The organism is Runella defluvii (assembly GCF_014195535.1).
Classification (GTDB): Bacteria; Bacteroidota; Bacteroidia; order Cytophagales; family Spirosomataceae; genus Runella; species Runella defluvii.
The window spans coordinates 341838-364430 of record NZ_JACIBY010000006.1; the positions used below are offsets into that span (position 1 = coordinate 341838).

A 22593-nucleotide genomic window follows, 5' to 3' on the forward strand; every position below is an offset into this window, starting at 1 on the left:
TGGATAACGAGTTTCTCTGTTAGTAGAAAAAAAACATCGTAAGCGCCATCGAAAAAATTCGGACGGTTTCGCGCAATGTTTTCAGGGCGGTGTAAATAAATCGGCAAGCTGATTGATAATTCACGCCCATCAATTGGGCGACTTCTTCGTTACTAAACTGGTGGGTAAATCGCAAATCAATGGCCTGTTGCTGGCGTGGACTAAGCGTTTGATAGCCCTCCCGCAAGCGTCGCAATAACTGCTCTTGGCGTTCGTCCGAAATCCATTGGTGCTCAATGGTGCCTGCTTCGTCGGCATTGTCAACATTATCAACGTTGGTGGCGGCATAAAACTCATCGCGCTGCTGCGCCCGCGTAATTTTATTACGCAACGACCTAAACAAGTAAAATTTGATGGAATCGGTCTCACTCAGGCGAGTTCGGCTTTGCCACAATTCGATGAACAAATCGTGGATACTGTCTTCTATCAGGCGCGCATCTGAGGTAACCTTGTGCCCATAACGCACCAACTCTTGGGCATAAAGCTCATAAATCCGCTTGAAGGCCCATCGTTCTCCTTCGCGGAAAGCATCCCAAAGCGCAGTATGTGAATGGTGTGGAGTCACAGAACGTCGGATTAAGTAGTACAGTCGAATAATTTTCGATAGCTTCAATTACTAATGCCAAGAATGCCGTTTTTTAATCCTATTTTTTCTCATTATTTTTTTATTTTTTTATTTCTACATTTTTTGGCCACGTAAAAATTCACATAACCATTTGATTTTCAAGCATAATCCACAAATGTTACGCCTCTCCGAGGCGTTTTGGGAATGGACATTCAACATCTACAAATGTTGCGCCTCGCCGAGGCGTTTTATATTTCATTTTATTCGACATTTTGCACTCTAACTTCTACATTCATTATCCTACAAATGTTGCGCCTCGCCGAGGCGTTTTTGGGGATGGGAATTCAACCAAGGGTTTTTCTATTTTTCGTATATTTTTAAAATTTCACTAACTTGACTGCCTCACCCATCTTGTTATGACCCCCTACGAAGAAACTATCGCAAAAGAACTTCGCCTCTGGCAACGCCAAATGCAGCGAAAGCCTTCCGCAGCAAATCGCCTTGCCAAAGCCACCCAAAAGTGGATTAATGGGTTGATTCCTGAGAAAATCCACGAAATCATCACGACTACCATCAAACAAATGACGCGCGGCGTACTTTTTGGAGCGGAGTTTATCACGCCACTCCCTGCCCCTGTGACTAGCCTCGAAGAACAAGAAGAGGAGGTGCGGCGGCGCATTAGTTTTTACAAAACCGCAGGTGCAGCCGAGGGGGGTGTTGCAGGCGCGGGCGGCTTCTGGTTGGCTTTGGCCGACTTTCCACTGTTGCTTAGTCTCAAAATGAAACTCCTTTTCGATATTACGGCTTGTTATGGCTATCCCATCGACGATTATCGAGAACGGATTTTTCTTTTACACATTTTTCAGCTGGCATTTTCGAGCCAAGAACGGCGGCGAGAGGTATATCTTCAAATCGTTGATTGGGAGGAAAAAAGTAAGCTTCTGCCCGAAGACATACACGCCTTCGACTGGCGAACGTTTCAACAAGAGTACCGCGACTACATTGATTTGGCAAAAATGGCGCAACTCATTCCTGGCATCGGCGCTGCCGTGGGGGTGGTCGTGAACTACCAACTCATCGACAAACTAGGCAAAACCGCCATGAATGCCTACCGAATGCGGAAAGGTGTGGGAAAGTGATGGAAAGGGCAAGAGGGGCAAAAGGCAAAGAGCAAGGAGCAAGGGGCGAAGGAAAAAGGGGCAAGGAGCAAAGGGGTTAAACAGAAAACCCAAAACAGTAAACTGGAAACCCTAAACAGTTTCGTGCTGAGGGTTGCTCACAACCCGAATCCTCGTGCCAAAAGCAAAACAAGAATTCTGAAAACATTAGCCCGAAAGTAACCCCTGTTGCGCTGCTAATTTGATAAGTGCAGCCGTGTTGGCCACCTCAAATTTCATCAGCAAATTTTCGCGGTGGGTCTTTACAGTAGCAGGACTCACAAAAAGCTTTTCTGCAATTTCATTGTTGGTCATCCCTTCCGAAATCAACCCCAAAACTTCCTTTTCTCGACGGGTTAAAAACGGCACTTGCACGGATTTAGGGGCTACCTCTTGCACATTCACATTCATGTAATACCCTCCCAAATGCACTTGCCGAATGGCTTTGACCAGTTCTTCTTTGGGTGAACTTTTAATCAAGTAGCCCATGGCTCCATTTTGCATCATTCGGCTCACATGGCTCCGTTCGTTGGAGGTTGTGAGGGCAACACATTTGATGTGAGGTAGCTTATCCCGAATCTTTTTACACAACTCTACTCCGCTGATTTCGGGGAGGTTAATATCTAAAAAAGCGACGTCAACGGGCTGTTTTTTCAATGCTTCGAGGGCATCAATGGCGTTGGAGGCTGTACCTACCACACAAATATCCACGCAATCATTAAGAAGCGATTTCAAGCCTTCGGTAATTAGCGGGTGGTCATCTACTATAAATACGTTTATCATCTCGAATCGTGTTTTGGGCTACAGTTTTATTTCAATTTCTACCGAAGTGCCCTCTCCTACTGTGCTTTGAATATCCAACTTACCGCCCAAATACGCCACACGATTTTCGATATTTCGCATTCCCGCCCCTCTACGATATTCGACTTGTTTTAGGTCAAAACCTTTGCCGTTGTCCTCCACGGTGAGGTGTACAATTTCGTCCCTCCGAACCAACTGCACATAGGCATCGGTAGCTTGGGCGTGTTTGAGAATGTTGTTCAGCAATTCCTGCACGATGCGATAAAGCACCACTTCGACCGACGAATCAAGCCGATTTTCCATCCCAAGTACTTGCAAATGCACGTTGATTTGCCCCGTTTCGTTGAGGTCTTCACAAAAATCTTTCAGCGAGTCAGGCAGGCCATAGCGTACGAGCGCTTCGGGCATCATACTGTGAGCGACGCGGCGCATTTCATTAATGGCGAGATCTAGTTGTTCCAACGCCCGAGCAAATACGACCGTACTTGCTTCGGGCAAAATAAAGTTTCCTCTCACTTTCCCCAAGGTTAGTTTTACGCTTGTTAAAATTCCGCCCAAGCCGTCGTGCAAATCGCGGGCTACGCGCGTTCGCTCTTCTTCTTGGCCTTTTAAAATAGAATTGGTGGCAACGAGTTGTCGTTCTTGCTGTAATTGTTGAATTTCTTTTTCTTTCAGGAGGGTTTGCTGTTGGGCTATTTTTCGTTGGTTAGCCGCGTTACGGTACATCAATACTCCGATGCTTGCTATGAGAATTAGTCCCACCACCAACCCATAAATGAGCGTATTTTGGCGGCTTTTGTCTTTTTCTAACTGAAGAATCTGATTCTCTTTCTGCACTGTCTGGTATTTGGTATCTATCTCATTGAGTTTAAGCTTGGTTTCTTCGGCTTGAATGCTATCTTTCAGGGCGTTGTACTGGGTAAAATAAGCAAAAGCCTTTTGGTCGTTGTTGAGCTGATGATATGCCTCCGCCAAGCCTTTCAACGCCCTTGTTTTGGCTTCTAGGCGGTTCCCTTTTTCGGCTAATTGAAGCGCTTGCGTCAAAAATGGAATCGCTTCGGCAGGCCGTTTCAATTCTTGATAACAGCGTGCAATGCCCATTGAGCTGCTTATCTGAAAAGTCATTTTTTGGGTTTGTTGAGCATACTGCAACGCCAATTGGTATTGCCCGAGGGCATTTTCATAGTTCTTTTCAGCCACCCCAATTTCTCCCAGCACGGCGTAATAGCGCATATAAACGACGGGATTTTTAAGGTCGTTGACCAAAGTTTGGGTGGTAAGCAAGTATTTTTGGGCACTATCCAATTGATTGTTTTTGATGAAGCTATTCAACAAATAGATGTACGATGTCGCCAAATCAGCATCTTTCAAGTCCGCATTGAGGCGCGTTTCTACTGCTTTTTTGGTATAAATAATGGCTTTATCGTGCTGGCCTACTTTGGTATATAAATTGCTAATATTGAGATACATATTTCCCACCGCCACAAACCGCTCAGGAAAGACAGACGCCTGCCACACGTCCAGCGCTTGTAGCTGTAGTCGAACAGCTTTTTCGATGTCTCGTTTGGTTTCGGCAATGAGGCTCAAGTTTCCCAAGGCAGTAGCTACTCCCAACGGAGCGGTATCTTTTTTACTCTTTTTAAAATAGTCATAGCTTTTCTGGAAATAAACCTCGGCTTGATCGAATCGGGAAGTTTCTAAATAATGGATGCCGTATCCGTTGTAAATATGCCCGTATCCGTAATCATAGTTTTGTTTTTTACACAACGCCAAGCCTTCTTTCAACAACGCCAGCGCTTCCGTGGTATCAGCATTCATGATGAGCATCCGCGACAAATCTCCAATAATGTGAATGCGTGAGGTATCAATCTTTTCTTTTTTTAGCTCTTGTCGATAGCTATCAATGAGTTCTTGTTGGCTCCATACCAAACACGGCACTACCATCAAAAATACAAGCGTGAGTAATGGTTTCATCGAGGTAAAGGATAGGGTTTTCCCTTCTAATTTACGACGGTAAAGTTCTGGAACAAAACCATTTAATAAAATCCTCCAAAAGGCGGATTTTTAAAAAATCGGATTTTTAGCCGATTGATTTTGGAAGGGGAGCAGGTGTAGTTTTGTAGAGCAAAAAGTTCTTTTCTTTCACTATCAACGCTCACAAAAATGAAACTTCTAATTGCACTCGCCGTGATTGTATCTAGCACAATCTTCTCAAACGACAACAACATTCTTTCTGCGGGTTCTTCTTCGGCAAAATTGTCGTCGAGTCCTCACGCCATCATCAAAGTAAAGCTCAAGTTTGGCAAAAAAAGCTCGGGATGTACCCGAACAGGTGTTTGCAGCTTTCAGTCGGAAGGCCCGATTGATATTGACATTAGTGCGGTAGAACCCAACACGGGTAGAGGAACTGCCAGTATGTCTAATGGAAAACTCGTTGTGAATCTCCTCAAAAGCTCAATGTCCAGTGAGACTATCTCAAAACACTTTGCCAATAATCAATTTGTGGTCGAAGAGCCTTACAAAATAGAATTAGAGAATGCACTAGTTAGCTCTTATCTTATTCGTAAAGGCACCTATGAGGTCACCGAAAATGGCAAAATGTTAACGATTGAGTTTTAAAACCCACTCGGAAGAAGTGGTTATTTAACTGCTTCTTCCTTTCCCCCTACCCATTATGAAATCTTCTAGCAGCATTCGTAACGCTCTTTTCTTTGTAGCTTTTACACTTTTATTTTTTTCCTGCCAAAAAGAAGTTGAGCCCTCGCTTGCCGACCAAGTGGCAGGCGAATACACAGGTACTTACTACACTGTAGGAACTACGCGCATCAGCCTACCTGCTACCAACGCCGCAGGGGTAGTAGCCACCAGTAAAATATCAGTAACAAAAGTCGGTGACGAATCAGCCAATTTTAAAGTCACCTTTACCCTTACCGATAAAGCTGGCAAAGCCGCAGATTCATTTCAAACCTACGATGGCCTCATTCTTAAAAAAACAACCACTGGCGAAATAGAAGGATACCAAGGCTCTACCAAGCTCGTCACCTTTATCAATGGTGAACTAGGGGTTATTGCTCCCGACCCAACACCCTCAAAAACAGTGGTGTTTTATGGGAAAAAGAACTGAGCTTTTACCTAAATACGCTATCATCCATCTTTACTTTTATGGCTACTTTTTCAAAACTATTATTGGTTTGGGTTATTTTTTTTGGGAAAAACGTACTAGCCCAGGCCGATTCCACTGCAATTGAGGAAGACACTACGGCCAAAGCCTGGGAAATTGCCATCAATTTGGGCCTCAATCTCTCGCATACCATGCAAGTTAATGGCGTCCCAAACACAGGCAGGTTAGGTTTTTCGACCACCAACGGCATCGACCTCAATATCAATTATACCAAAAACCGTATCATTTCGACCAACGAATTTCACTGGCAGTTTTCCCTTTACAAAGCGGGTCTCAAAAGCATTACCCAAAAAACGGCCGACGAACTACTCAGTTTACACGACTTATCCACAGGGTTATCCACCGACCGTGAATGGAACATTAATATCATCGCTAAAACCAAAACGGGCGTGTTCAGCACCTACGAAGACGGCATGTTTCGAGATACCACAGGTGGTAGTAGAGTCCAAAGTTTTCTGAATCCTTACGAACTGATACTTTCCCCTGGAATCAAGTGGCAACCTACTAAAGCATTTCGAGTCTCGCTTTCGCCCTACACTTTCCGAATTTATGGACTTATAAGTCAGGCCATTGCAAACACTGGGCTTTATACTGAAGGCTATCAACCCAACGGGAGTGATTACGTCAAACAAATCATCGAAAAACAAGGAGCAGAATTGAACATTTGGTACGATCGCAAATTTAAGAAGTGGCTTCAAATGCAATACCGCTTAGCCATCAAGTCGAGTTATGCTGAAAAATTATTGGACAATGGTGCACTCGACGGCCTTTTTATCACCAAAATCAAACTCATCAAAAACATCTACCTGACCCACCGCGCTACGCTACGAGGAGCATTGGAAGAGAAACCTTTTAAGCCTGTTTATATCCAAGTAATTACGCTGAGCTACGCCGTAACACTCTGATTATTTTTATTCTCCCCTCCTGAAGTGGTACTGAAGCAATTCGGTACCACTTTTTGTTGTAGCCCCTAGTCTGTTTTCCAATTGTTGTGTTTCCCTTTGTACTTTTTAGCTACAACATTGCGACTTTTGGCTACATCCTTTATTTAATTGTTGCAGAACTTTGCACTATCAAATAACTCCAAAAATTGGAGTAACTTTAAAAAAACAAAAGCAACAATGAAATTCGTCACCATCGCACTCCTGCTCATTTCGTCGTTTTTGAGCCTCAAACACGGCTGGGATGCCTTCCAACCTGCCACTGCCGAGCAAGCCAAAATGATGGCCGACTTGGGCATTACCAAATCCTTCATGCCTTTTGTGGGCGCACTCTCCATTATTATCGGTTTAATGCTTCTCTTTCCCCAAACTTTTTTTGTGGGCAACCTGCTCAATGCGATTGTTATTCTGTTGATTATGGCGTTTTCGTTGCGGGCAGGAAATGTCAAAATGGCCTTCATCGAAATTCCATTTCTTACGTTGCCATTGCTATTGATTTGGTTAAAATACCCTTTTAAATTTTAGCAGTATGCCCCAAGAAAAACCGTACCGAATCAAATCCATTGCCGAAATTCATCGGTTGATGAACCTGCCGAAGCCCCAGCACCCGCTTATCGGCATGATTGACCTCAAAATACTAAAATCCGCCCCCAACATTCAGGCTGTGCTTTCCGATTTTTATGTGGTTTCACTCAAAAGAGGCTGCGACAAATTGTTTTATGGCCAGCAAAAATACGACTTCGACGAAGGCTTGCTGGCGTTCATTGCGCCAGGGCAAATTTTGCGCGGAGAAGCCAACGGCGTACCTGATAATTTGGACGGCTGGATGCTCTTTGTTCACCCTGATTTTTTGTGGAATACCCCACTTGCCAAAAAAATCAAGCAGTACGAGTTCTTCGGGTACTCAACCAACGAAGCGTTGTTTTTATCCGACAAAGAGGAAACGACCATCAACGGTATTGTCAATAACATCCGAGAAGAATACCACGCCAACATTGACAAATTCAGCCAAGACGTAATCATTGCTCAACTGGACGTGCTATTTACCTACGCCCAACGGTTTTACGAGCGCCAGTTTATTACCCGAAAAATCACCAACAATCAGGTTCTCACCCGCTTAGAGGAGATATTGAGCACCTATTTCAACAGTGAAGATTTGGTCTTAAAAGGGCTACCGACCGTTCAGCACGTTGCCGATTCGCTTAACCTCTCGACCAAATACCTGAGTAGCATGTTGAAACAGCTTATCGGACTTACTACTCAGCAGCTTATCCACGAAAAATTGATTGAAAAGGCCAAAGAAAAACTGTCCACCACCGAACTTACCGTGAGCGAAATCGCCTACGAATTGGGGTTTGAACATTCTCAATCGTTCAATAAACTGTTCAAAGCCAAGACCAACCAGAGCCCCCTCGAATTTAGGCATTCCTTCAATTAAGGTTATCAGTAACTGTTCAATATGATCTGTTTTGGCCTCGTAAAATTGGCCAAAAAAAAGTTTTTCTTGGACTAATCAAATGGTTTAAACATTTGTTTAAAAATAACATTTAAAATAATTGTTCAATCAAAAATTTGTTTTCACTTTTGTTGCGGAAATTTGAAAATGGAGGTTATCGTGACATGTATTACTCAGTCTAGTGAAAAGAGAATCAAAGAAGCGGCAAGGGCTATTTTTTTGAAAAAGGGGTACGCAGGAACAACGGCAAGAGATATAGCTGAAGCGGCCAACATGAACATTGCTTTGACGAATTATTATTTTCGAAGCAAGGAAAAATTGTTTATTGAAATTTTCAGGGATTTGTTCAACTACTATTGCCAAAACACCCTGAGGATTTTTGAGAAACCCGTCGGTATTCGCGAGAAATTAATCGAATTGATTGAAGAGGATTTTAGGGTCATGAAGGCAGAACCCAACTTGGTACTGTTTCTGATGAATGAAATTCAGCGCGACTCCGAACAGCTCCTCCCCGAGTTATCGAAGTTCAAGGAGTTGTTGCATGGGACGTTGACAACTCAAATTAAAGAAGAAGTACAAAATGGTCGAATGCGCGACATCAGTGCCGACCATTTAATACCACTCATTATGGGAAGTCTTCAGTTCATTTTTGTGGGCAAAAAAATGAATATGAAACTTCATAACACCTGCGAAGAAGAGTTCAACCACTTCGCCGAATGCCATAAAAACCTTATTATCAGCATGATTACTGAGTACCTGTTTGTACCAGAAACAGCTTCTTAGTTTTTCTGTCACTCTACAAACAATTCTCAAAAAAGAGTTGTTTGTATTTCAAGGATAGGACATTACCTAACCACCATTACACCAAAAACAACGTGCCGATGCTTCATCGGATCCGTTGTATTATCAAAGTCTGACACGCTATTGACAGTATGGGAAACAAATTACGCAACAAGCTCGCGGAGTTTAAAGACGCTGCGATTGCTAAAGAGAAAGGAATCTACCCTTATTTCAGACCGATTGAGTCGGGGCAGGATACTGAAGTTCTCATCAACGGTAAACCCGTTTTAATGTTTGGTTCTAATTCTTACTTAGGACTAACCAACCACCCCTACATCATTGAGGCTTCTCAAAAAGCCGCTGAAAAGTACGGTACAGGCTGTGCGGGTTCACGGTTTTTGAACGGTACGCTCGACATTCACATCGAGCTAGAACGCCGACTCGCCGCCTATGTAGGAAAAGAGGCTGCCATCTTGTTCAGCACGGGTTATCAGGCCAACTTGGGGGCGCTTTCTAGTCTGACAGGTCGCCATGATTACATTTTGTTGGACGAAATGAACCACGCCTCCATCATCGACGGAAGTCGGTTGTCGTTTTCCAAGGTCATTAAGTACGCCCACAATGACATGGAAGACCTTCGCAAAAAACTTAGTCTCCTGCCTGATGAAGCCGTGAAGCTCATTGCCACCGACGGAATTTTTAGCATGGAAGGTGACATCGTAAACCTACCCGCACTCAACAAAGTAGCCGCTGAGTTTGATGCGTCTGTGCTGGTGGACGATGCCCATAGCTTAGGCGTTATTGGCGAACGCGGAGCGGGAACTGCCTCGCATTTTGGCGAAACCGACAACACCGACTTGTTTATGGGTACTTTTAGCAAGTCCTTGGCATCGTTGGGAGGGTTTATTGCCAGCGACAACGAGACCATCGAATACCTCAAACACCGTGCGCGTTCGCTCATATTCAGCGCCAGCATGACCCCCGCTACGGCGGCGAGTACGATTGCAGCACTCGACATTATTGAGTCAGAGCCGTTCCACATCGAGCGTTTGTGGGCCAATACCCGCTATGCCAAAGAATTATTGCTCCTCAGCGGTTTTGATTTAGGCCCAACCGAAAGCCCGATTCTCCCAATCTATATCCGTGACAACGAAAGCACGTTCCTTATGACCAAGTTTTTACAAGACGAAGGGGTATTTGTCAATCCTGTCGTATCGCCAGCGGTACGCCCCGAAGACACCCTCATTCGCTTTTCGCTGATGGCCACGCATACCTTCACTCAAATCGAAGAAGCCGTGGATAAATTGGCACGAGTTGCCCAAAAAGTTTGTCCTGAAGCGCTAAAGCAACATATATGATTCGTATAGCCCCCGTAGAGTCTAGCAAAGAGGTAGGAAAATTCATTGATTTTCCGCACGATTTGTATAAAAACGACCCCAATTACGTACCCGAACTCTTTATTGCCCAACGTGATATGCTTTCTCCCAAGAAGCATCCATTCCACGAACACGGGCAGGTAAAGCTGTTTTTAGCCTATAAAGACAACCACATTGTGGGTCGAATTGCGGCAATTGTCAATGGCAATCACATCGCATTTACGGGGAAACAAGACGGTTTCTTTGGTTTTTTTGATTGCATCAACGACCAAGAAGTCGCCCAAGCACTGATTGATACCGCAGTAAATCACCTGAAAGAGAAAGGATTAACCCGCCTTATTGGCCCCGTTAACTTTTCTACCAACGACCCTTCGGGGGTGTTAGTTGAGGGTTTTGAACGCCCACCCATCGTGATGATGACCTACAACGCGCCCTACTACGACACGTTGTTGTCAAGCATAGGGTTGCGAAAAATGACCGATTTGCTGGCCTACGAGTTGGAAGTAAGCGAGTCTAACGACCGCTCTATCAAACTGTTGGAGGTATTGCAAAGCCGTTTGAAAAACAAAGGAATCACCATTCGTCAGGTAAATCTCAAAGACTTCAAACAAGAGGCCGTTAAGATTCGTGAAGTATATAACAAGGCTTGGGACAAAAACTTAGGGTTTGTCCCCATGACCGACAAAGAGTTTGACTTTTTGGCCAACGATTTGAAGTTATTGCTCGACCCTAGGTTCTGCCTCGTTGCCGAAAAAGACGGTGAATTTATCGGCTTTGCCCTCGGCGTCCCAGATCTCAACCAAATCTTGATTAAAATCAAACGAGGTCGGTTGTTTCCAACGGGGATTTTCAAGTTGCTGACCCAACGCAAAAACATTACTCGTTTGCGCGTATTGGCGCTTGGCGTTCTTGAAAACTACCGCAAACTGGGTATCGAAGCCTGTTTGTACGGTACCATCATTAAAAATACGTACGGAACAAAAATTACGGGTGGCGAATGTTCGTGGATGCTTGAAGACAATTACCTCATGAACCACGCCATCGAACAAATCAACGCAAAATTATACAAGCGGTATCGGTTGTACGAAAAAGAACTATGAGCGGGCGCGTATTGATAACAGGGGCAAGCGGGTTTATTGGATACCACTTGATTGAGGCAGCCCAAAAAGCGGGATTGGAAGTCCATGCCGCAGTGCGCCCATCGAGCGACGTGTCGCACCTTGCACCCTTAGCTCCTGTTTTTGTGTATCCCGATTACCGTTCAACCGACGCGCTCCGGTCGTTTTTGGAGAAGGGTCAATACCAGTACATTATCCACTCAGCAGGTGCAACGCGCGCCAAAGACAGTGCCACGTACAACCTCATCAACGCCGAATATACCCGTCGGTTGGCCGAAGCAGCCTGCCAAATCAGTCAACCGTTGGAGCGGTTTGTGTTTGTGAGCAGTTTGGCCGCCCTTGGGCCGTTATCGTACGCTGAAAAACAACCAATTACCGAGAATACGCCACCAATGCCTGTCACCGATTACGGGAAAAGCAAGTTGTTGGCCGAGCACTATTTAGCTGAAATAAAAGGGTTGCGAACCTCCATCATTCGCCCGACGGCAGTCTATGGCCCCCGCGAAAAAGATGTGTTTATCCTTTTCAAAACCCTCAACAGCGGCATCGACGCCTACATTGGCCGTGGTGCGCAACGTTTCAGCTTTGTTTACGTAAAGGATTTAGCAGATGCAACGGTAAAAGCAGCGCTTCACAACAGCACCGCCAACCATGCCTTCAACGTATCGGACGGAGGCGCATACAACCGTTATGAACTGGCCGAGATTTTCAACGCATGGAGTGGCAAAAAGCCCGTTCGGATTCATATTCCTTTGGGGTTGATGAAAATTGTCGCAACGACCTTGGAAGTATGCTATACATTTTCAAAAAATACGCCCGTCATTAACCGCGAAAAACTCAAAGAATTGACGGCTCAAAACTGGTTTTGTAGCATCGACGCCGCCCAATCGCAACTCGGCTACCAACCAAAATATGACTTAAAAAGAGGGCTTCTCGAAACCCTAACGTGGTATAAAGAAAACCAATGGCTCTGATAGCCAACCGATTACAAAAACCATTACCATTACAGCAACAGACGTGAACGACAAAGACTTCTTGAAATAACAAAATGAAAAGAATAACCACACTCATCGTATTAGTGCTGCTTTTGCCGATTACTCTTCTCTTCGGCCAAAGCGCAACGGTTGTAAAAGGAGTCATTTCGGACGCTAAAACGGGCGAAACGCTACCTTTTGTCAACGTACAGGTAGTAGGCACGACCATCGGAACCACCTCCGATGCCGATGGACAATACACACTCAACGTACCCAACAAACAGCCTAAAATCAAATTTACGTACATCGGCTACCAAAGCATCGAAAAAGCCATTACGCCAGGTAATACGCAAACCATCAACGTCAAAATGGTGGTGGATGCGCTTTTGCTCAAGGAGGTTGTCATTAAGGGAAAAACCACACGCTACCGCAACAAGGATAATCCTGCAGTTCAGCTCATTCGTCAGGTGATTGACCACAAGGAGCAGAACCGCATGACCCAAAACGACTACGTGGAGTACGAGCAGTACGAAAAAATCTCGCTCGCTCTGAGCAATCTTTCTGATGAATTTAAGGACAAGCGTATCTTTCGTAATTATCAATTTTTGTTTGTAACCCAAGATTCGGTTGGAATGGGCGGTAAAAATATGCTACCCGCTTACATGCAGGAAAAACTATCACAAGTATATTTTCGCAAAAACCCCTATACCAAAAAACAATGGGTACAGGCCGACCGCAAGGCCGAATTTGACCAAAAATTCATCGACAACGACGGGCTAAATGCTTATTTCCGACGCTTGTACGAAGACATTGATATTTATAAAAATGACATCTCAATTGCGACTAATTTGCTTTTGAGCCCCATTGCCAACACCGCTCCTACGTTTTATAAGTTTTTTATTCGTGATACCGTCAAGACCCAAACGCCTTGGTTGATTGAGCTTGGGTTTGTGCCTCGCAACAAAGCCGACATGCTTTTTGAGGGTAAACTGTTTATCACCCTCGATGGAAACTACAGCGTTCAAAATGCGTATTTAACTGTAAACAAAGACATTAACCTCAATTTCATGCGTGACCTTGAGGCCAAAATTGAATTTGTCAAAGAGGAAGATGGACGCTACCGCCCCAGCAAAACGTCGTTGGGGATGGAGTTTTCGTTGGGCGAAAAAGCCGCAGGTTTGTATGGTCAGCGCGTGGTAAATTTCAAAAATTTCTTAACCAACCAACCCCGTCCTGATAGCCTTTACAAAGGCCCAGCCCAAGAAAATGCCCCGACGTTTGCCCAGCTAAATACCAACAATGAAGCCTATTGGCAAAATTTGCGCCACTTGCCCCTCGACCGCATGGAGAGCAACATCTACCGCAACGTCGATACCTTGCAAACGATTCCGTCGTTCCGTCGAATCATGGACATTACGACCTTGTTTTTTGCGGGATACAAATCGTTTGGAAAAGTAGAAATCGGGCCTGCCAACACGTTTTATAGTTTCAACCCCGTAGAAGGTTTTAGACTCCGATTTGGCGGGCGCACCACTACCGAACTTAGTAATCGGCTCTATTTTGAAGGGTATGGAGCATACGGTTTCAAAGACCAAAAGTGGAAATATTTTGCGAGCAGTACCTTTTCGCTCAACAATAAATCAGTCTATCATTTTCCACTGCACTACATTCGAGCGAGTTATCAGCGCGACACCAAAATCCCTGGGCAAGAGTTGCAGTTTGTCCAAGAAGACAACTTCCTGCTCTCGTTCAAACGCGGCGATAATAACCGCTGGCTGTACAACGATGTGTTGAAGCTGGAATACATCCGCGAGTTTACTAATCACTTTTCGTATAAATTAGGTTTTACTCAGTGGGCGCAAACGCCCGCAGGCATTCTCAAATACGAACGAACCACCGACGGTGCCGCTCAAAATGTAGCTCAACTCAACAATACCGAATTGAGCTTAGAGCTGCGTTATGCTCCCAACGAGCAATTTTATCAAGGAAAACTCTACCGTACTCCGCTTATCAATCGTTACCCCATTTTCACGTTGCGCTACAACGCTGGGATAAAAGGACTATTATCGGGAGAAACTGATTACCACACGGTTACGGGAAATGTGGCCAAGCGTGTTTATCTGTCACAATACGGTTTTGCCGACGTCACAGTTGAGGGTGGTTACATTTTTGGCAAAAACATTCCGTTTCCGCTGTTGATGATTCACCGCGCCAACCAAACCTACGCGTACCAATTGAACTCTTACAACTTGATGAACTTCCTTGAGTTTGTAAGCGACCGCTACGCGAGCATCGACGTACAATATTACTTCAACGGCTTCTTATTCAACAAGATACCATTGTTAAAACGACTCAAATTGCGCGAAGTGGTGAGCCTAAAAGCCTTGGTAGGTGGCCTTCGTGATGAAAATAATCCTAATAAAGGCGCGTCTGTTTTTCGTTTCCCCGTCGATTCGGAAGGACGTAGCATCAGCTATAACCTAGGCAGTCAGCCGTACATTGAAGGAAGCGTTGGCGTGGCCAATATTTTCAAATTAGTTCGGGTCGATTTGGTACGACGTTTTAGCTATCTCAACAACCCCAATACAGTTCAGTGGGGAGTAAGAACACGCTTTAGACTTGATTTTTAATTGGTTATCTGTTATTGGTTACTAGTTATCCGTTCAATAACGGTTAACGGATACACAGATAACGGTTAACAGATACACAGATAACAAACACCAACATGAATTACGGAATCATAGCAGCGGGAGAAGGTTCGCGGTTGGCGAAGGAAGGATTTACCCTTCCCAAACCCATGGTGGAGCTGCACGGCGAAATGCTGATTGACCGCCTGATTGCGGTATTTGCCCGCAACCGCGCCGAATCCGTTCATATCATTATCAACGAAAACTCAGCCGTGCTCGAAACGCATTTGTTGCAGGCCAAGTATCCCGTCCCTGTTCATATTGTAAAAAAAACAACGCCTAGCTCGCTTCATAGTTTTTACGAATTACTAAAAAGTACCGAAGCCCCCAACGATTTTTGCTTAACTACCACTGATACTGTATTTAAGGAAGAAGAGTTCAAGGCATATATTCAGGCTTTTGAAGCAGAAACTACCCTCGACGGACTGATGGCGGTTACGTCGTTTGTGGATGATGAAAGCCCCTTGTTTGTCCGTACCAACGAGCAACTTGGAATTACTGATTTTTGTGACACCAACGACCAGCCAATGCCCTATGTGTCAGGCGGTATTTACTGTTTACGCAGCAAAGCCCTGGCGCAGGTAACGCAGGCGGTCGAAAGTGGTACCAATCGAATGCGCAACTTTCAGCGCCGCTTAGTCGCCGAAGGGTTACAATTAAAAGCGTTTCCCTTTCAGAAAATCGTCGATATCGACCACGTAAGAGACATTACAACAGCCGAACTGTTTTTAGGCGAAACTTAACAAGACCTTCCTAGACTTGGAAGGTCTCTTTTGAGAACTTAGAAAGACCTTCCAAGTTTTGAACTTGCTTGTAACCAAACTTGAAAGGTCTCATTTGAGAACTTAGCATGACCTTCCAAGTCTGGGAAGGTCTCTTTTGACATCAACTATTATTACGATGAAAACCACTACATTACTAGGAGTAACTAGAAACAAGAAATTTTCGCCCAACCACGTCGGGAACGACGGCGCGATTTTTTCTTTAGTTACCCAAGAGCTCGAAAAAATGGGTTACTCTGTCCAACTTTGGGACGAAGATACCTTCTTGGCAGCCACCGAAATCCCTCAACAGTATATTTTCACCATGGCCCGCCAAAAACGAGTTGTGAAGAAATTACAACAGCTTGAAAACGAAGGCAAAACCGTCGTCAATTCGGGCTTTGGGATTGAAAACTGCTTCCGTACCAACATGACCAAAAATTTGTTGGAAAACGGAATTCCGTACCCAAAAAGCTACATTGTCCCAACCGATTACGACGGAAACGATGTTTTTGAAAACCTTCCAGGAAAGGGTTTTTGGGTAAAAAGAGGAGATTTTCACGCCATCCACAAAGAAGACGTGTCATTTGCCGCTACTGCCGAAGAAGCCAAAGAAATGCTGCAAGAATATGCCCTGCGCGAAATTCCCGATGCCGTTATTTCGGAACACCTTCGTGGCGATTTGGTAAAGTTTTATGCCGTACGTAACACCGACTTTTTCTTCTGGTTTTATCCGTACGCCAACAATCACCACAAGTACGCCGAGTACGAACACATCAACGGCCAATCGGTTTACTATCCGTTTGACGAAAAAGCCTTACAACAAGCCGCCAACGCCTCGGCAGAAGTGCTCAACATTCACATTTACGGAGGCGATGCCATCATCGACAAACACGGTAATTTTCACCTCATCGACGTCAACGACTGGCCAAGCTTTGCGCCTTGCCGCCAAGAAGCATCCGTTTATATTGCTCAAGCCATTGCCGAGCAATTTGAGCTACAGCCCGTAGCTGTGAGTTAGTTGTTACCAGTTGCTCGCTGCTACTTTTTAACCATTACCTATACTAACGATAACGAATGGAGACATTGACAAAAGATACCCAAGCCCCTCAGGCAAGTGCGTTTCAAAGTTCGCTCAAGTCCAGCGATACCGAAGAACGAATTGACATTTGGTTTTACCGCCCCATTGGCTACCAAATTGCCCTTTTTTGCGCCAAAATCGGCATTACGCCCAACGCCGTTACCATCATCAGTATTTTCTTTGGCGTAGCAGCGGGGATTCTCTTTTATTACCAAGAACTGTGGATTAACGTCATCGGGATGTTATCGTTGGTATTTGCCAACTCCCTCGACAGCGCCGACGGACAATTGGCTCGTTTGACCAATAACAAAAGCCGTTTGGGACGTATTTTGGACGGACTGGCGGGCGATTTTTGGTTCATTGCCATTCACGTCGCTATCTGCTTGCGGAGTCAAAACGAAGGCTGGAGCGCCTTGATTTGGGTGCCTGGCGTAGTGGCAGGATTATCTCACATCGTTCAATCAGCCATGGCTGATTACTATCGCAACGTCCATTTGTTTTTTATCAAAGGAACTTCTGGGAGTGAGTTAGACAACAGTCGCGATTTGCAAAAAGAATACGATGCCCTTTCGTGGAGCAATCATTTCTTCCCGAAACTCGTTGCCCGTAATTACCTCAATTACACCAAATTACAAGAAAGCTTCTCGCCTAATCTTCAAAAACTTTTGGGCGTCGTACGCGAACGCTTTCAAAACGGCTTGCCCGAATGGCTTATCACTGATTTTCGGGCGATGAACAAGCCGTTGATGAAATATACCAACATCGTACAATTCAACACCCGCGTGCTGTTTTTGTTTTTGTGGCTTTTCATCGACCAAGCGTGGATTTACTTTCTCTTCGACATTTTCGTGCTTAACCCTATCTTGATTTACATGTGCGTAAGTCAGGAAAAAGTAAGCCGTCATTTTTACCACAAACTAACCGCCTAACGTGAAAATCAACGCTGTTACCTACAAAATCCTGTTCATGGCCATTGGCATCGGTACGCTGGTGTACATGGTGCATGGCTTGGGTATTGAGGTTATTTGGGAAAATATCCAAAAAACAGGTTGGTGGTTTGTGCCCGTCATTGGCAGTTGGCTGGTGATTTATATCCTCAATGCGTTGGCGTTCAAAGCCATCATTCAGGAGCCAAATTTACCCCAAAGCAATCTGTCATTTGGGTCAGTTTTGCGGCTCACCATTACGGGCTATGTGATTAATTACATCACGCCTTTTGTGGCGTTGGGCGGTGAGCCTTACCGCATTATGGAATTAAAGCCCACGCTGGGGCTCCAGAAAGCCAGTTCGTCGGTGCTGCTCTACAGCCTGATGCACATGTTTTCGCACGTGATTTTCTGGCTGGCGTCTATCTTGCTCATTTTTGCATTTGTCCCTCTGGCTCCTTTGATGCTCACGGGTTGTTTGATTATGCTGGTGGTGGGGCTGGTACTGGGATTTTGGTTTATGCGAGCCTACAAGCGCGGCTTTACCGTCAGTACGTTTCGCCTGTTGACGCGCCTGCCTTGGGTCGGTAATAAAGTACAAGCCATGCTGGCCAACAAAGCCGATACGTTGCACGAAATCGACGACCAAATTCGGATTCTTTACGCCGAACGACGCCCTCGTTTTCACGCTTCTCTTTGGCTCGAATTTGCAGCGCGCGTGGTGGGTTGTGCCGAAATTTACTTTACAGGCCAAGCCATTGGGCTCAATATGTCCATCGTCGATTCGCTGATTATCAGCTCTGGGTCGTCGTTGTTTGCCAACCTTATTTTCTTTTTACCCATGCAGCTCGGCACCCGCGAGGGTGGCTTGGCACTGGCCCTGACGGCCGTGGGTATGCCTGCCACGGCGGGGGTGTTCATCGGGTTGGTAACGCGCATCCGTGAAGTGGTTTGGATTGGGATTGGGCTATTGATGATGAGAACCAAAAAGCACAACCTGTTGTGAAGGAAGAAGAAGAGCTCACTTACTGATATTTAACACCGTTAACGGATAACAATTAACTGTTAACAGAGACCATTACTTATGATAAAAGGATTGCTATTTGATTACGGAGGCACCATCGACACCAACGGCCTCCACTGGGGAAGGGTGCTTTGGGACAGCTACGAAAAACACCAAGCAGGTGTACCCGAAGGCGTGTTTCTGAAAGCCTATTCCTACGGAGAAAGGGCCTTGGCCATTCACCCGATTATTGAGCCTCGGCACACTTTTTTAGATACCTTACAACTGAAGGTAGAACAGCAGTTTTTGTTTTTGCGCAACGAAGGCATTGACCTACCCGCCTCACTTGGCAAGGCCATTGCCCACGATTGTTATCAGTTCGCCAAAAGCTCTGTTCAGCAAGCAGCGCCCGTTTTGGCTCAATTGGCCAACCGCTATCCTTTGGTAATGGTTTCTAATTTTTACGGAAACTTATCCACGGTCTTGCAAGACTTCGGAATTGCGGGGTATTTCCAAACCATCGTTGAGTCGGCGGTTGTGGGAGTCCGGAAACCTGATGCGGCCATTTATGCCTTGGGCGTACAAGAACTGGGTTTTTCGCCTGACGAATGCGTCGTCATTGGTGATTCGTACAGCAAAGATATTTTACCCGCCAAAACCGTTGGTTGCCAAACCATTTGGCTCAACGTCAAAGGCTGGGAAACTACCGAGGTAAGTTCTGAAGCTGACGTTGAAATAGATGACTTTGCGCAGATTCCTGAGGTAATAGGCGGGTTGTGAGCAACCCTTTGACACGAACAAAACGGGTTGTGAGCAACCCTTGACACAAAGAGCGGGTTGGGAGCAGCCCTTTGCACAGACACCAAAATCGTTAACAACCATGTATGACATTTGCACTATTGGGCACATTACCCTCGATAAGGTAGTGACCCCGAAATCAACCAACTACATGCCTGGCGGCACTTCTTTTTACTTTTCAAAAGCATTGCAAAATGCCGAAATAAACTACGCCCTCGTTACGGCCGTGGCGACGGAAGAGTTAAAAGTAGTAGCAGACTTGCGCAAATCAGGCACTGAAGTGTTTGCCTTACCTAGCGAGCACACGGTCTATTTTGAAAACATTTACAGCTTTGACCAAAACCACCGTGAGCAAAACGTTTTGCAAAAAGCTACGCCCTTTGACGTTCCCGCTCTCCCCGACCTCCAAGCGCGGATTTTCCACTTAGGCCCGCTTCTTTCCGATGATATTTCGGCGGAGTTGGTGAAAGAACTGGCGCGTCGCGGCATGGTTTCGTTGGATATTCAAGGCTTTTTGCGTTACGTTGATAATAAAAAAGTACGTTATCGCGATTGGGCCGACAAAAAAGCATTGCTTCCTTATATCGGTGTTTTAAAAGCCAACGAATTTGAAATGGAGGTATTGACAGGCCACCACCGCGTGAAAGATGGGGCAGAATACTTGGCCGATTTGGGCGTTAAAGAGGTAATCATCACTTTGGGAAGCCACGGCTCGGTTATCTATACCGATGGCGTATTTCACAAAATTCCTGCGTTTACCCCCTCCCAAGTAGCCGACGCTACGGGTTGCGGCGATACCTACATGGCGGGGTATTTGTATCAACGCATCAAAGGGGCACACGTCCAAGAAGCAGGCGAGTTTGGTGCCGCCATGGCCACCATTAAAATCGAAGCATCGGGGCCATTTTCTAGTGATTTTGAAAAAGTAGAAAACGTACTAAAGTTTGGTGCTCACAACGGATACCGAAAGGTCTTTTCGTGGTCGGAAGCCCTGCTTCAATAGCCTTGTTATTATGAAGAAAAGTCTTTTTGTTTTTTTATTTACAGCCATCCCTTTTTTGTTTTCTGCCGTTTCGCCCGAAAGCTCGGCGGTCAATACCCCGCTGCCCGACCCCGAAACGTTTCCCGTGCCCAACGGTATTCCAGGGTTGCTATTTTATATCCAACGCGACCCCAATACCAACACGATTTGCTATGAGCTAAATGTGGATAAAAACGGCAATTTTGAAGCCGAAGACCCCGTGCACGTTTTCTGGATTCGATACCCCGAAGGAGGAATGCGCAAGGAGCTCAATTTTATCCAGCGTAAGTTTGCGTACGGCATCAACGTCAAAGCCAACAGCAACGGAAGTTACGATTTGCGGTCGGTGGCTTACTCTAAGCTACCACTGCATTTACGAAAAGATGCCCATAACAAGTACCACGTTTATACCGATATCAACAAAAAAGAATGTGTTCTGAGTCGCGTCTTTATCCGCATCGATGGAGGCTCGTTTTGGTCACCCAACGTACTTTTTATCGAACTCAAAGGCACTGACGTCGTCTCAGGAAAAACCATGGTTCAACGCATAAAACCATCCTGATATGCCAAAGCTTTTTATTTCAAATTCAACGGAATCTACCCGAATGTTCAAGAGCGACTTGTTGGAAGCTCTTTCCAAAGTACACTACAGTGTTCCGTTATTTATCTTTATTCCCGTTATTTTATTTTTTACTTGGCAATCTCTCTTTGAAGGCCAAGTAGGTGGGCTGGCTTTTTTAAGCTATTACGCTGGTGGATTGTTTATTTGGACGTTTACGGAGTATTTTCTGCACCGTTTTGTGTTCCATTTCACGCCTAAAGGGAAATTGATGGAACGTATCCATTTCATTTTCCACGGAGTTCATCACGACTACCCCAACGATGCCAAACGTTTGGTAATGCCTCCGTCGGTCAGTATCCCGTTGGCAACGGCGTTTTATCTGCTCTTCACTGTTTTTATGACCAAATACGTTGTAGCTGCTTTCTTTGCAGGCTTTATTACGGGGTACTTGTTCTATGACATGACACATTACGCTTTACATCATGCCAACTTTAAAGCTGGTTTTTGGAAGAAACTAAAGAAACACCACATGCTGCACCACTATGCCGAACCCGATAAAGGATACGGCGTTAGTTCGGAGTTGTGGGATAAGCTTTTTAATTCTGATTTTTCGGAACGAAAACATGTAGAAACAAAATAGGAATCTCTTCCAAAGAAAAAGCCCTCCCTGAATCGCTCAGAGGAGGGCTTTTTTTATAATCTTGATTTTTGGAATCGTATAGCGGCTTGGCTTATTCTTCCGACAAACGAACTGCCGTTGCGTGGCTTTTTGTATCAACATTCACTGGGCTGTCAATCAAAACCGTTGTTTGAGTAAACTCATCTGCGGTAGGCAACGCTGCCAACAACTTTGTAAAGTTAATTTTTACCATTGGCAAGCCTGGGTTTTCGTCAACCGTTGGTAAAGAGGCCAACAATTTTGCACCACTGATACGCGGAGCAGGAGTTTCGATATTTTCATCAGTTACTGGCAATGAAGCAATCAGCATTTGTGGTGTCATTGTTGAAACTGATACGAAAGTGGCAGCATTTGCATCTTCAGTTGGCAAAGTAGCCAACAATTGAGATTCAGCTTGGGTGAACTTTCTAGTAGGTTGAGCTTCTGCTACAGTGGTTAAACCTACAAGACTTAATGCGATGGTTGTGATAAGCGATTTCATGGTTTTATTTATTTGTATGTGGCTGTAATTCTGTTTGTGTTTTGCTTTTTGTTGATACAAAGATTGCCTGTTTTTGCCATTCCTGAAAGTAGTTAATGACGAAGGGTATTTTTCAATGACGAACGACCTAAAATAAATACAAACGGAATTATATTCTGTTGAAAATTCTAAAAACGCCCATAAAAGGGTTAAAACAGGGTTAAATG

The 22593-nt window shown here is 45.0% G+C and carries 23 protein-coding genes; 19 read left to right on the plus strand and 4 right to left on the minus strand.

What is annotated here, in order from left to right; translation table 11 throughout:
* Nucleotides 1-19: 19 nt before the first annotated feature.
* Nucleotides 20-604: an RNA polymerase sigma factor gene (locus tag FHS57_RS16465; protein ID WP_183975511.1), complete on the minus strand. Its 585-nt coding sequence runs from the start codon at nt 602-604 to the stop codon at nt 20-22.
* Nucleotides 605-1020: 416 nt separating this feature from the next.
* Here FHS57_RS16465 and FHS57_RS16470 point away from each other — a divergent pair, with 416 nt between their 5' ends.
* Complete coding sequence (locus FHS57_RS16470) at nt 1021-1743, plus strand: EcsC family protein (RefSeq protein ID WP_183975513.1); 723 nt, start codon at nt 1021-1023, stop codon at nt 1741-1743.
* A 186-nt stretch (nt 1744-1929) separates the two neighbouring features.
* On the opposite strand, the gene FHS57_RS16475 is transcribed toward FHS57_RS16470, so the two are convergent.
* Together FHS57_RS16475 and FHS57_RS16480 are read right to left on the minus strand one after the other, a co-directional pair.
* A complete protein-coding gene (locus FHS57_RS16475) occupies nt 1930-2544 on the minus strand; it encodes a response regulator (protein WP_183975515.1) in 615 nt (204 codons plus the stop codon).
* An 18-nt stretch (nt 2545-2562) separates the two neighbouring features.
* Nucleotides 2563-4536: a tetratricopeptide repeat-containing sensor histidine kinase gene (locus tag FHS57_RS16480; RefSeq protein ID WP_221225644.1), complete on the minus strand. Its 1974-nt coding sequence runs from the start codon at nt 4534-4536 to the stop codon at nt 2563-2565.
* A 189-nt stretch (nt 4537-4725) separates the two neighbouring features.
* Here FHS57_RS16480 and FHS57_RS16485 point away from each other — a divergent pair, with 189 nt between their 5' ends.
* The 18 genes from FHS57_RS16485 (at nt 4726) to FHS57_RS16570 (ending at nt 21867) form a co-directional block, all read left to right on the plus strand.
* Nucleotides 4726-5181, plus strand: a complete 456-nt coding sequence (locus FHS57_RS16485) for a hypothetical protein (RefSeq protein WP_183975517.1) — start codon at nt 4726-4728, stop codon at nt 5179-5181.
* Nucleotides 5182-5236: 55 nt separating this feature from the next.
* A complete protein-coding gene (locus FHS57_RS16490; RefSeq protein WP_122933701.1) occupies nt 5237-5686 on the plus strand; it encodes a hypothetical protein in 450 nt (149 codons plus the stop codon).
* Between the two features lie 38 nt (nt 5687-5724).
* Complete coding sequence (locus FHS57_RS16495; RefSeq protein WP_122933700.1) at nt 5725-6648, plus strand: hypothetical protein; 924 nt, start codon at nt 5725-5727, stop codon at nt 6646-6648.
* Nucleotides 6649-6864: 216 nt separating this feature from the next.
* Nucleotides 6865-7209: a hypothetical protein gene (locus tag FHS57_RS16500; RefSeq protein WP_183975519.1), complete on the plus strand. Its 345-nt coding sequence runs from the start codon at nt 6865-6867 to the stop codon at nt 7207-7209.
* A 4-nt stretch (nt 7210-7213) separates the two neighbouring features.
* Nucleotides 7214-8122: a helix-turn-helix domain-containing protein gene (locus tag FHS57_RS16505; RefSeq protein WP_183975521.1), complete on the plus strand. Its 909-nt coding sequence runs from the start codon at nt 7214-7216 to the stop codon at nt 8120-8122.
* A gap of 177 nt (nt 8123-8299) precedes the next feature.
* Entirely contained in the window at nt 8300-8923 is a 624-nt protein-coding gene (locus FHS57_RS16510; protein ID WP_310586998.1) for a TetR/AcrR family transcriptional regulator, read from the plus strand.
* Between the two features lie 149 nt (nt 8924-9072).
* Nucleotides 9073-10278, plus strand: a complete 1206-nt coding sequence (gene spt / locus FHS57_RS16515; protein ID WP_183975525.1) for a serine palmitoyltransferase — start codon at nt 9073-9075, stop codon at nt 10276-10278.
* Complete coding sequence (locus FHS57_RS16520) at nt 10275-11396, plus strand: GNAT family N-acetyltransferase (RefSeq protein WP_183975527.1); 1122 nt, start codon at nt 10275-10277, stop codon at nt 11394-11396. The genes spt and FHS57_RS16520 overlap by 4 nt, the downstream gene beginning before the upstream one ends.
* The gene (locus FHS57_RS16525) at nt 11393-12388 is read left to right on the plus strand and encodes an NAD-dependent epimerase/dehydratase family protein (RefSeq protein ID WP_183975529.1); all 996 of its coding nucleotides are present in this window, start codon (nt 11393-11395) and stop codon (nt 12386-12388) included. The genes FHS57_RS16520 and FHS57_RS16525 overlap by 4 nt, the downstream gene beginning before the upstream one ends.
* 74 nt (nt 12389-12462) lie before the next feature.
* Nucleotides 12463-15018 (plus strand): DUF5686 and carboxypeptidase-like regulatory domain-containing protein, encoded by a 2556-nt coding sequence (locus FHS57_RS16530; RefSeq protein WP_183975531.1) that lies wholly within the window; start codon nt 12463-12465, stop codon nt 15016-15018.
* A 95-nt stretch (nt 15019-15113) separates the two neighbouring features.
* Nucleotides 15114-15818 carry a nucleotidyltransferase family protein gene (locus FHS57_RS16535; protein WP_183975533.1) on the plus strand — a complete coding sequence of 235 codons (705 nt, stop codon included), beginning with the start codon at nt 15114-15116 and terminating at the stop codon, nt 15816-15818.
* Nucleotides 15819-15975: 157 nt separating this feature from the next.
* On the plus strand, nt 15976-16857 hold the full coding sequence (locus FHS57_RS16540) for an ATP-grasp domain-containing protein (protein WP_183975535.1): 882 nt from the start codon (nt 15976-15978) through the stop codon (nt 16855-16857).
* A 56-nt stretch (nt 16858-16913) separates the two neighbouring features.
* A complete protein-coding gene (locus FHS57_RS16545) occupies nt 16914-17846 on the plus strand; it encodes a CDP-alcohol phosphatidyltransferase family protein (RefSeq protein WP_183975537.1) in 933 nt (310 codons plus the stop codon).
* Nucleotide 17847: 1 nt separating this feature from the next.
* Nucleotides 17848-18849 carry a lysylphosphatidylglycerol synthase transmembrane domain-containing protein gene (locus FHS57_RS16550; RefSeq protein ID WP_310586999.1) on the plus strand — a complete coding sequence of 334 codons (1002 nt, stop codon included), beginning with the start codon at nt 17848-17850 and terminating at the stop codon, nt 18847-18849.
* Between the two features lie 78 nt (nt 18850-18927).
* The gene (locus FHS57_RS16555; protein ID WP_183975539.1) at nt 18928-19626 is read left to right on the plus strand and encodes an HAD family hydrolase; all 699 of its coding nucleotides are present in this window, start codon (nt 18928-18930) and stop codon (nt 19624-19626) included.
* A gap of 100 nt (nt 19627-19726) precedes the next feature.
* Complete coding sequence (locus FHS57_RS16560) at nt 19727-20647, plus strand: PfkB family carbohydrate kinase (RefSeq protein WP_183975541.1); 921 nt, start codon at nt 19727-19729, stop codon at nt 20645-20647.
* A gap of 10 nt (nt 20648-20657) precedes the next feature.
* Complete coding sequence (locus tag FHS57_RS16565) at nt 20658-21227, plus strand: DUF4833 domain-containing protein (RefSeq protein ID WP_183975543.1); 570 nt, start codon at nt 20658-20660, stop codon at nt 21225-21227.
* Between the two features lies 1 nt (nt 21228).
* Entirely contained in the window at nt 21229-21867 is a 639-nt protein-coding gene (locus FHS57_RS16570) for a sterol desaturase family protein (RefSeq protein ID WP_183975551.1), read from the plus strand.
* A gap of 91 nt (nt 21868-21958) precedes the next feature.
* Here the strand turns inward: FHS57_RS16570 and FHS57_RS16575 are convergent, their stop codons facing one another.
* Nucleotides 21959-22387, minus strand: a complete 429-nt coding sequence (locus FHS57_RS16575; protein ID WP_183975553.1) for a hypothetical protein — start codon at nt 22385-22387, stop codon at nt 21959-21961.
* Nucleotides 22388-22593 lie beyond the last annotated feature (206 nt).

What these genes read in the sequence shown, in the direction of transcription:
- FHS57_RS16575 (WP_183975553.1), bottom strand. Translation starts at nt 22,387, where the DNA reads ATGAAATCGCTTATCACAACCATCGCATTAAGTCTTGTAGGTTTAACC.
- FHS57_RS16540 (WP_183975535.1), top strand. Translation starts at nt 15,976, where the DNA reads ATGAAAACCACTACATTACTAGGAGTAACTAGAAACAAGAAATTTTCG.
- FHS57_RS16570 (WP_183975551.1), top strand. Translation starts at nt 21,229, where the DNA reads ATGCCAAAGCTTTTTATTTCAAATTCAACGGAATCTACCCGAATGTTC.
- FHS57_RS16535 (WP_183975533.1), top strand. Translation starts at nt 15,114, where the DNA reads ATGAATTACGGAATCATAGCAGCGGGAGAAGGTTCGCGGTTGGCGAAG.
- FHS57_RS16565 (WP_183975543.1), top strand. Translation starts at nt 20,658, where the DNA reads ATGAAGAAAAGTCTTTTTGTTTTTTTATTTACAGCCATCCCTTTTTTG.
- FHS57_RS16530 (WP_183975531.1), top strand. Translation starts at nt 12,463, where the DNA reads ATGAAAAGAATAACCACACTCATCGTATTAGTGCTGCTTTTGCCGATT.
- spt (WP_183975525.1), top strand. Translation starts at nt 9,073, where the DNA reads ATGGGAAACAAATTACGCAACAAGCTCGCGGAGTTTAAAGACGCTGCG.
- FHS57_RS16480 (WP_221225644.1), bottom strand. Translation starts at nt 4,536, where the DNA reads ATGAAACCATTACTCACGCTTGTATTTTTGATGGTAGTGCCGTGTTTG.
- FHS57_RS16495 (WP_122933700.1), top strand. Translation starts at nt 5,725, where the DNA reads ATGGCTACTTTTTCAAAACTATTATTGGTTTGGGTTATTTTTTTTGGG.
- FHS57_RS16485 (WP_183975517.1), top strand. Translation starts at nt 4,726, where the DNA reads ATGAAACTTCTAATTGCACTCGCCGTGATTGTATCTAGCACAATCTTC.
- FHS57_RS16555 (WP_183975539.1), top strand. Translation starts at nt 18,928, where the DNA reads ATGATAAAAGGATTGCTATTTGATTACGGAGGCACCATCGACACCAAC.
- FHS57_RS16560 (WP_183975541.1), top strand. Translation starts at nt 19,727, where the DNA reads ATGTATGACATTTGCACTATTGGGCACATTACCCTCGATAAGGTAGTG.
- FHS57_RS16470 (WP_183975513.1), top strand. Translation starts at nt 1,021, where the DNA reads ATGACCCCCTACGAAGAAACTATCGCAAAAGAACTTCGCCTCTGGCAA.
- FHS57_RS16520 (WP_183975527.1), top strand. Translation starts at nt 10,275, where the DNA reads ATGATTCGTATAGCCCCCGTAGAGTCTAGCAAAGAGGTAGGAAAATTC.
- FHS57_RS16525 (WP_183975529.1), top strand. Translation starts at nt 11,393, where the DNA reads ATGAGCGGGCGCGTATTGATAACAGGGGCAAGCGGGTTTATTGGATAC.
- FHS57_RS16475 (WP_183975515.1), bottom strand. Translation starts at nt 2,544, where the DNA reads ATGATAAACGTATTTATAGTAGATGACCACCCGCTAATTACCGAAGGC.
- FHS57_RS16500 (WP_183975519.1), top strand. Translation starts at nt 6,865, where the DNA reads ATGAAATTCGTCACCATCGCACTCCTGCTCATTTCGTCGTTTTTGAGC.
- FHS57_RS16490 (WP_122933701.1), top strand. Translation starts at nt 5,237, where the DNA reads ATGAAATCTTCTAGCAGCATTCGTAACGCTCTTTTCTTTGTAGCTTTT.
- FHS57_RS16545 (WP_183975537.1), top strand. Translation starts at nt 16,914, where the DNA reads ATGGAGACATTGACAAAAGATACCCAAGCCCCTCAGGCAAGTGCGTTT.
- FHS57_RS16505 (WP_183975521.1), top strand. Translation starts at nt 7,214, where the DNA reads ATGCCCCAAGAAAAACCGTACCGAATCAAATCCATTGCCGAAATTCAT.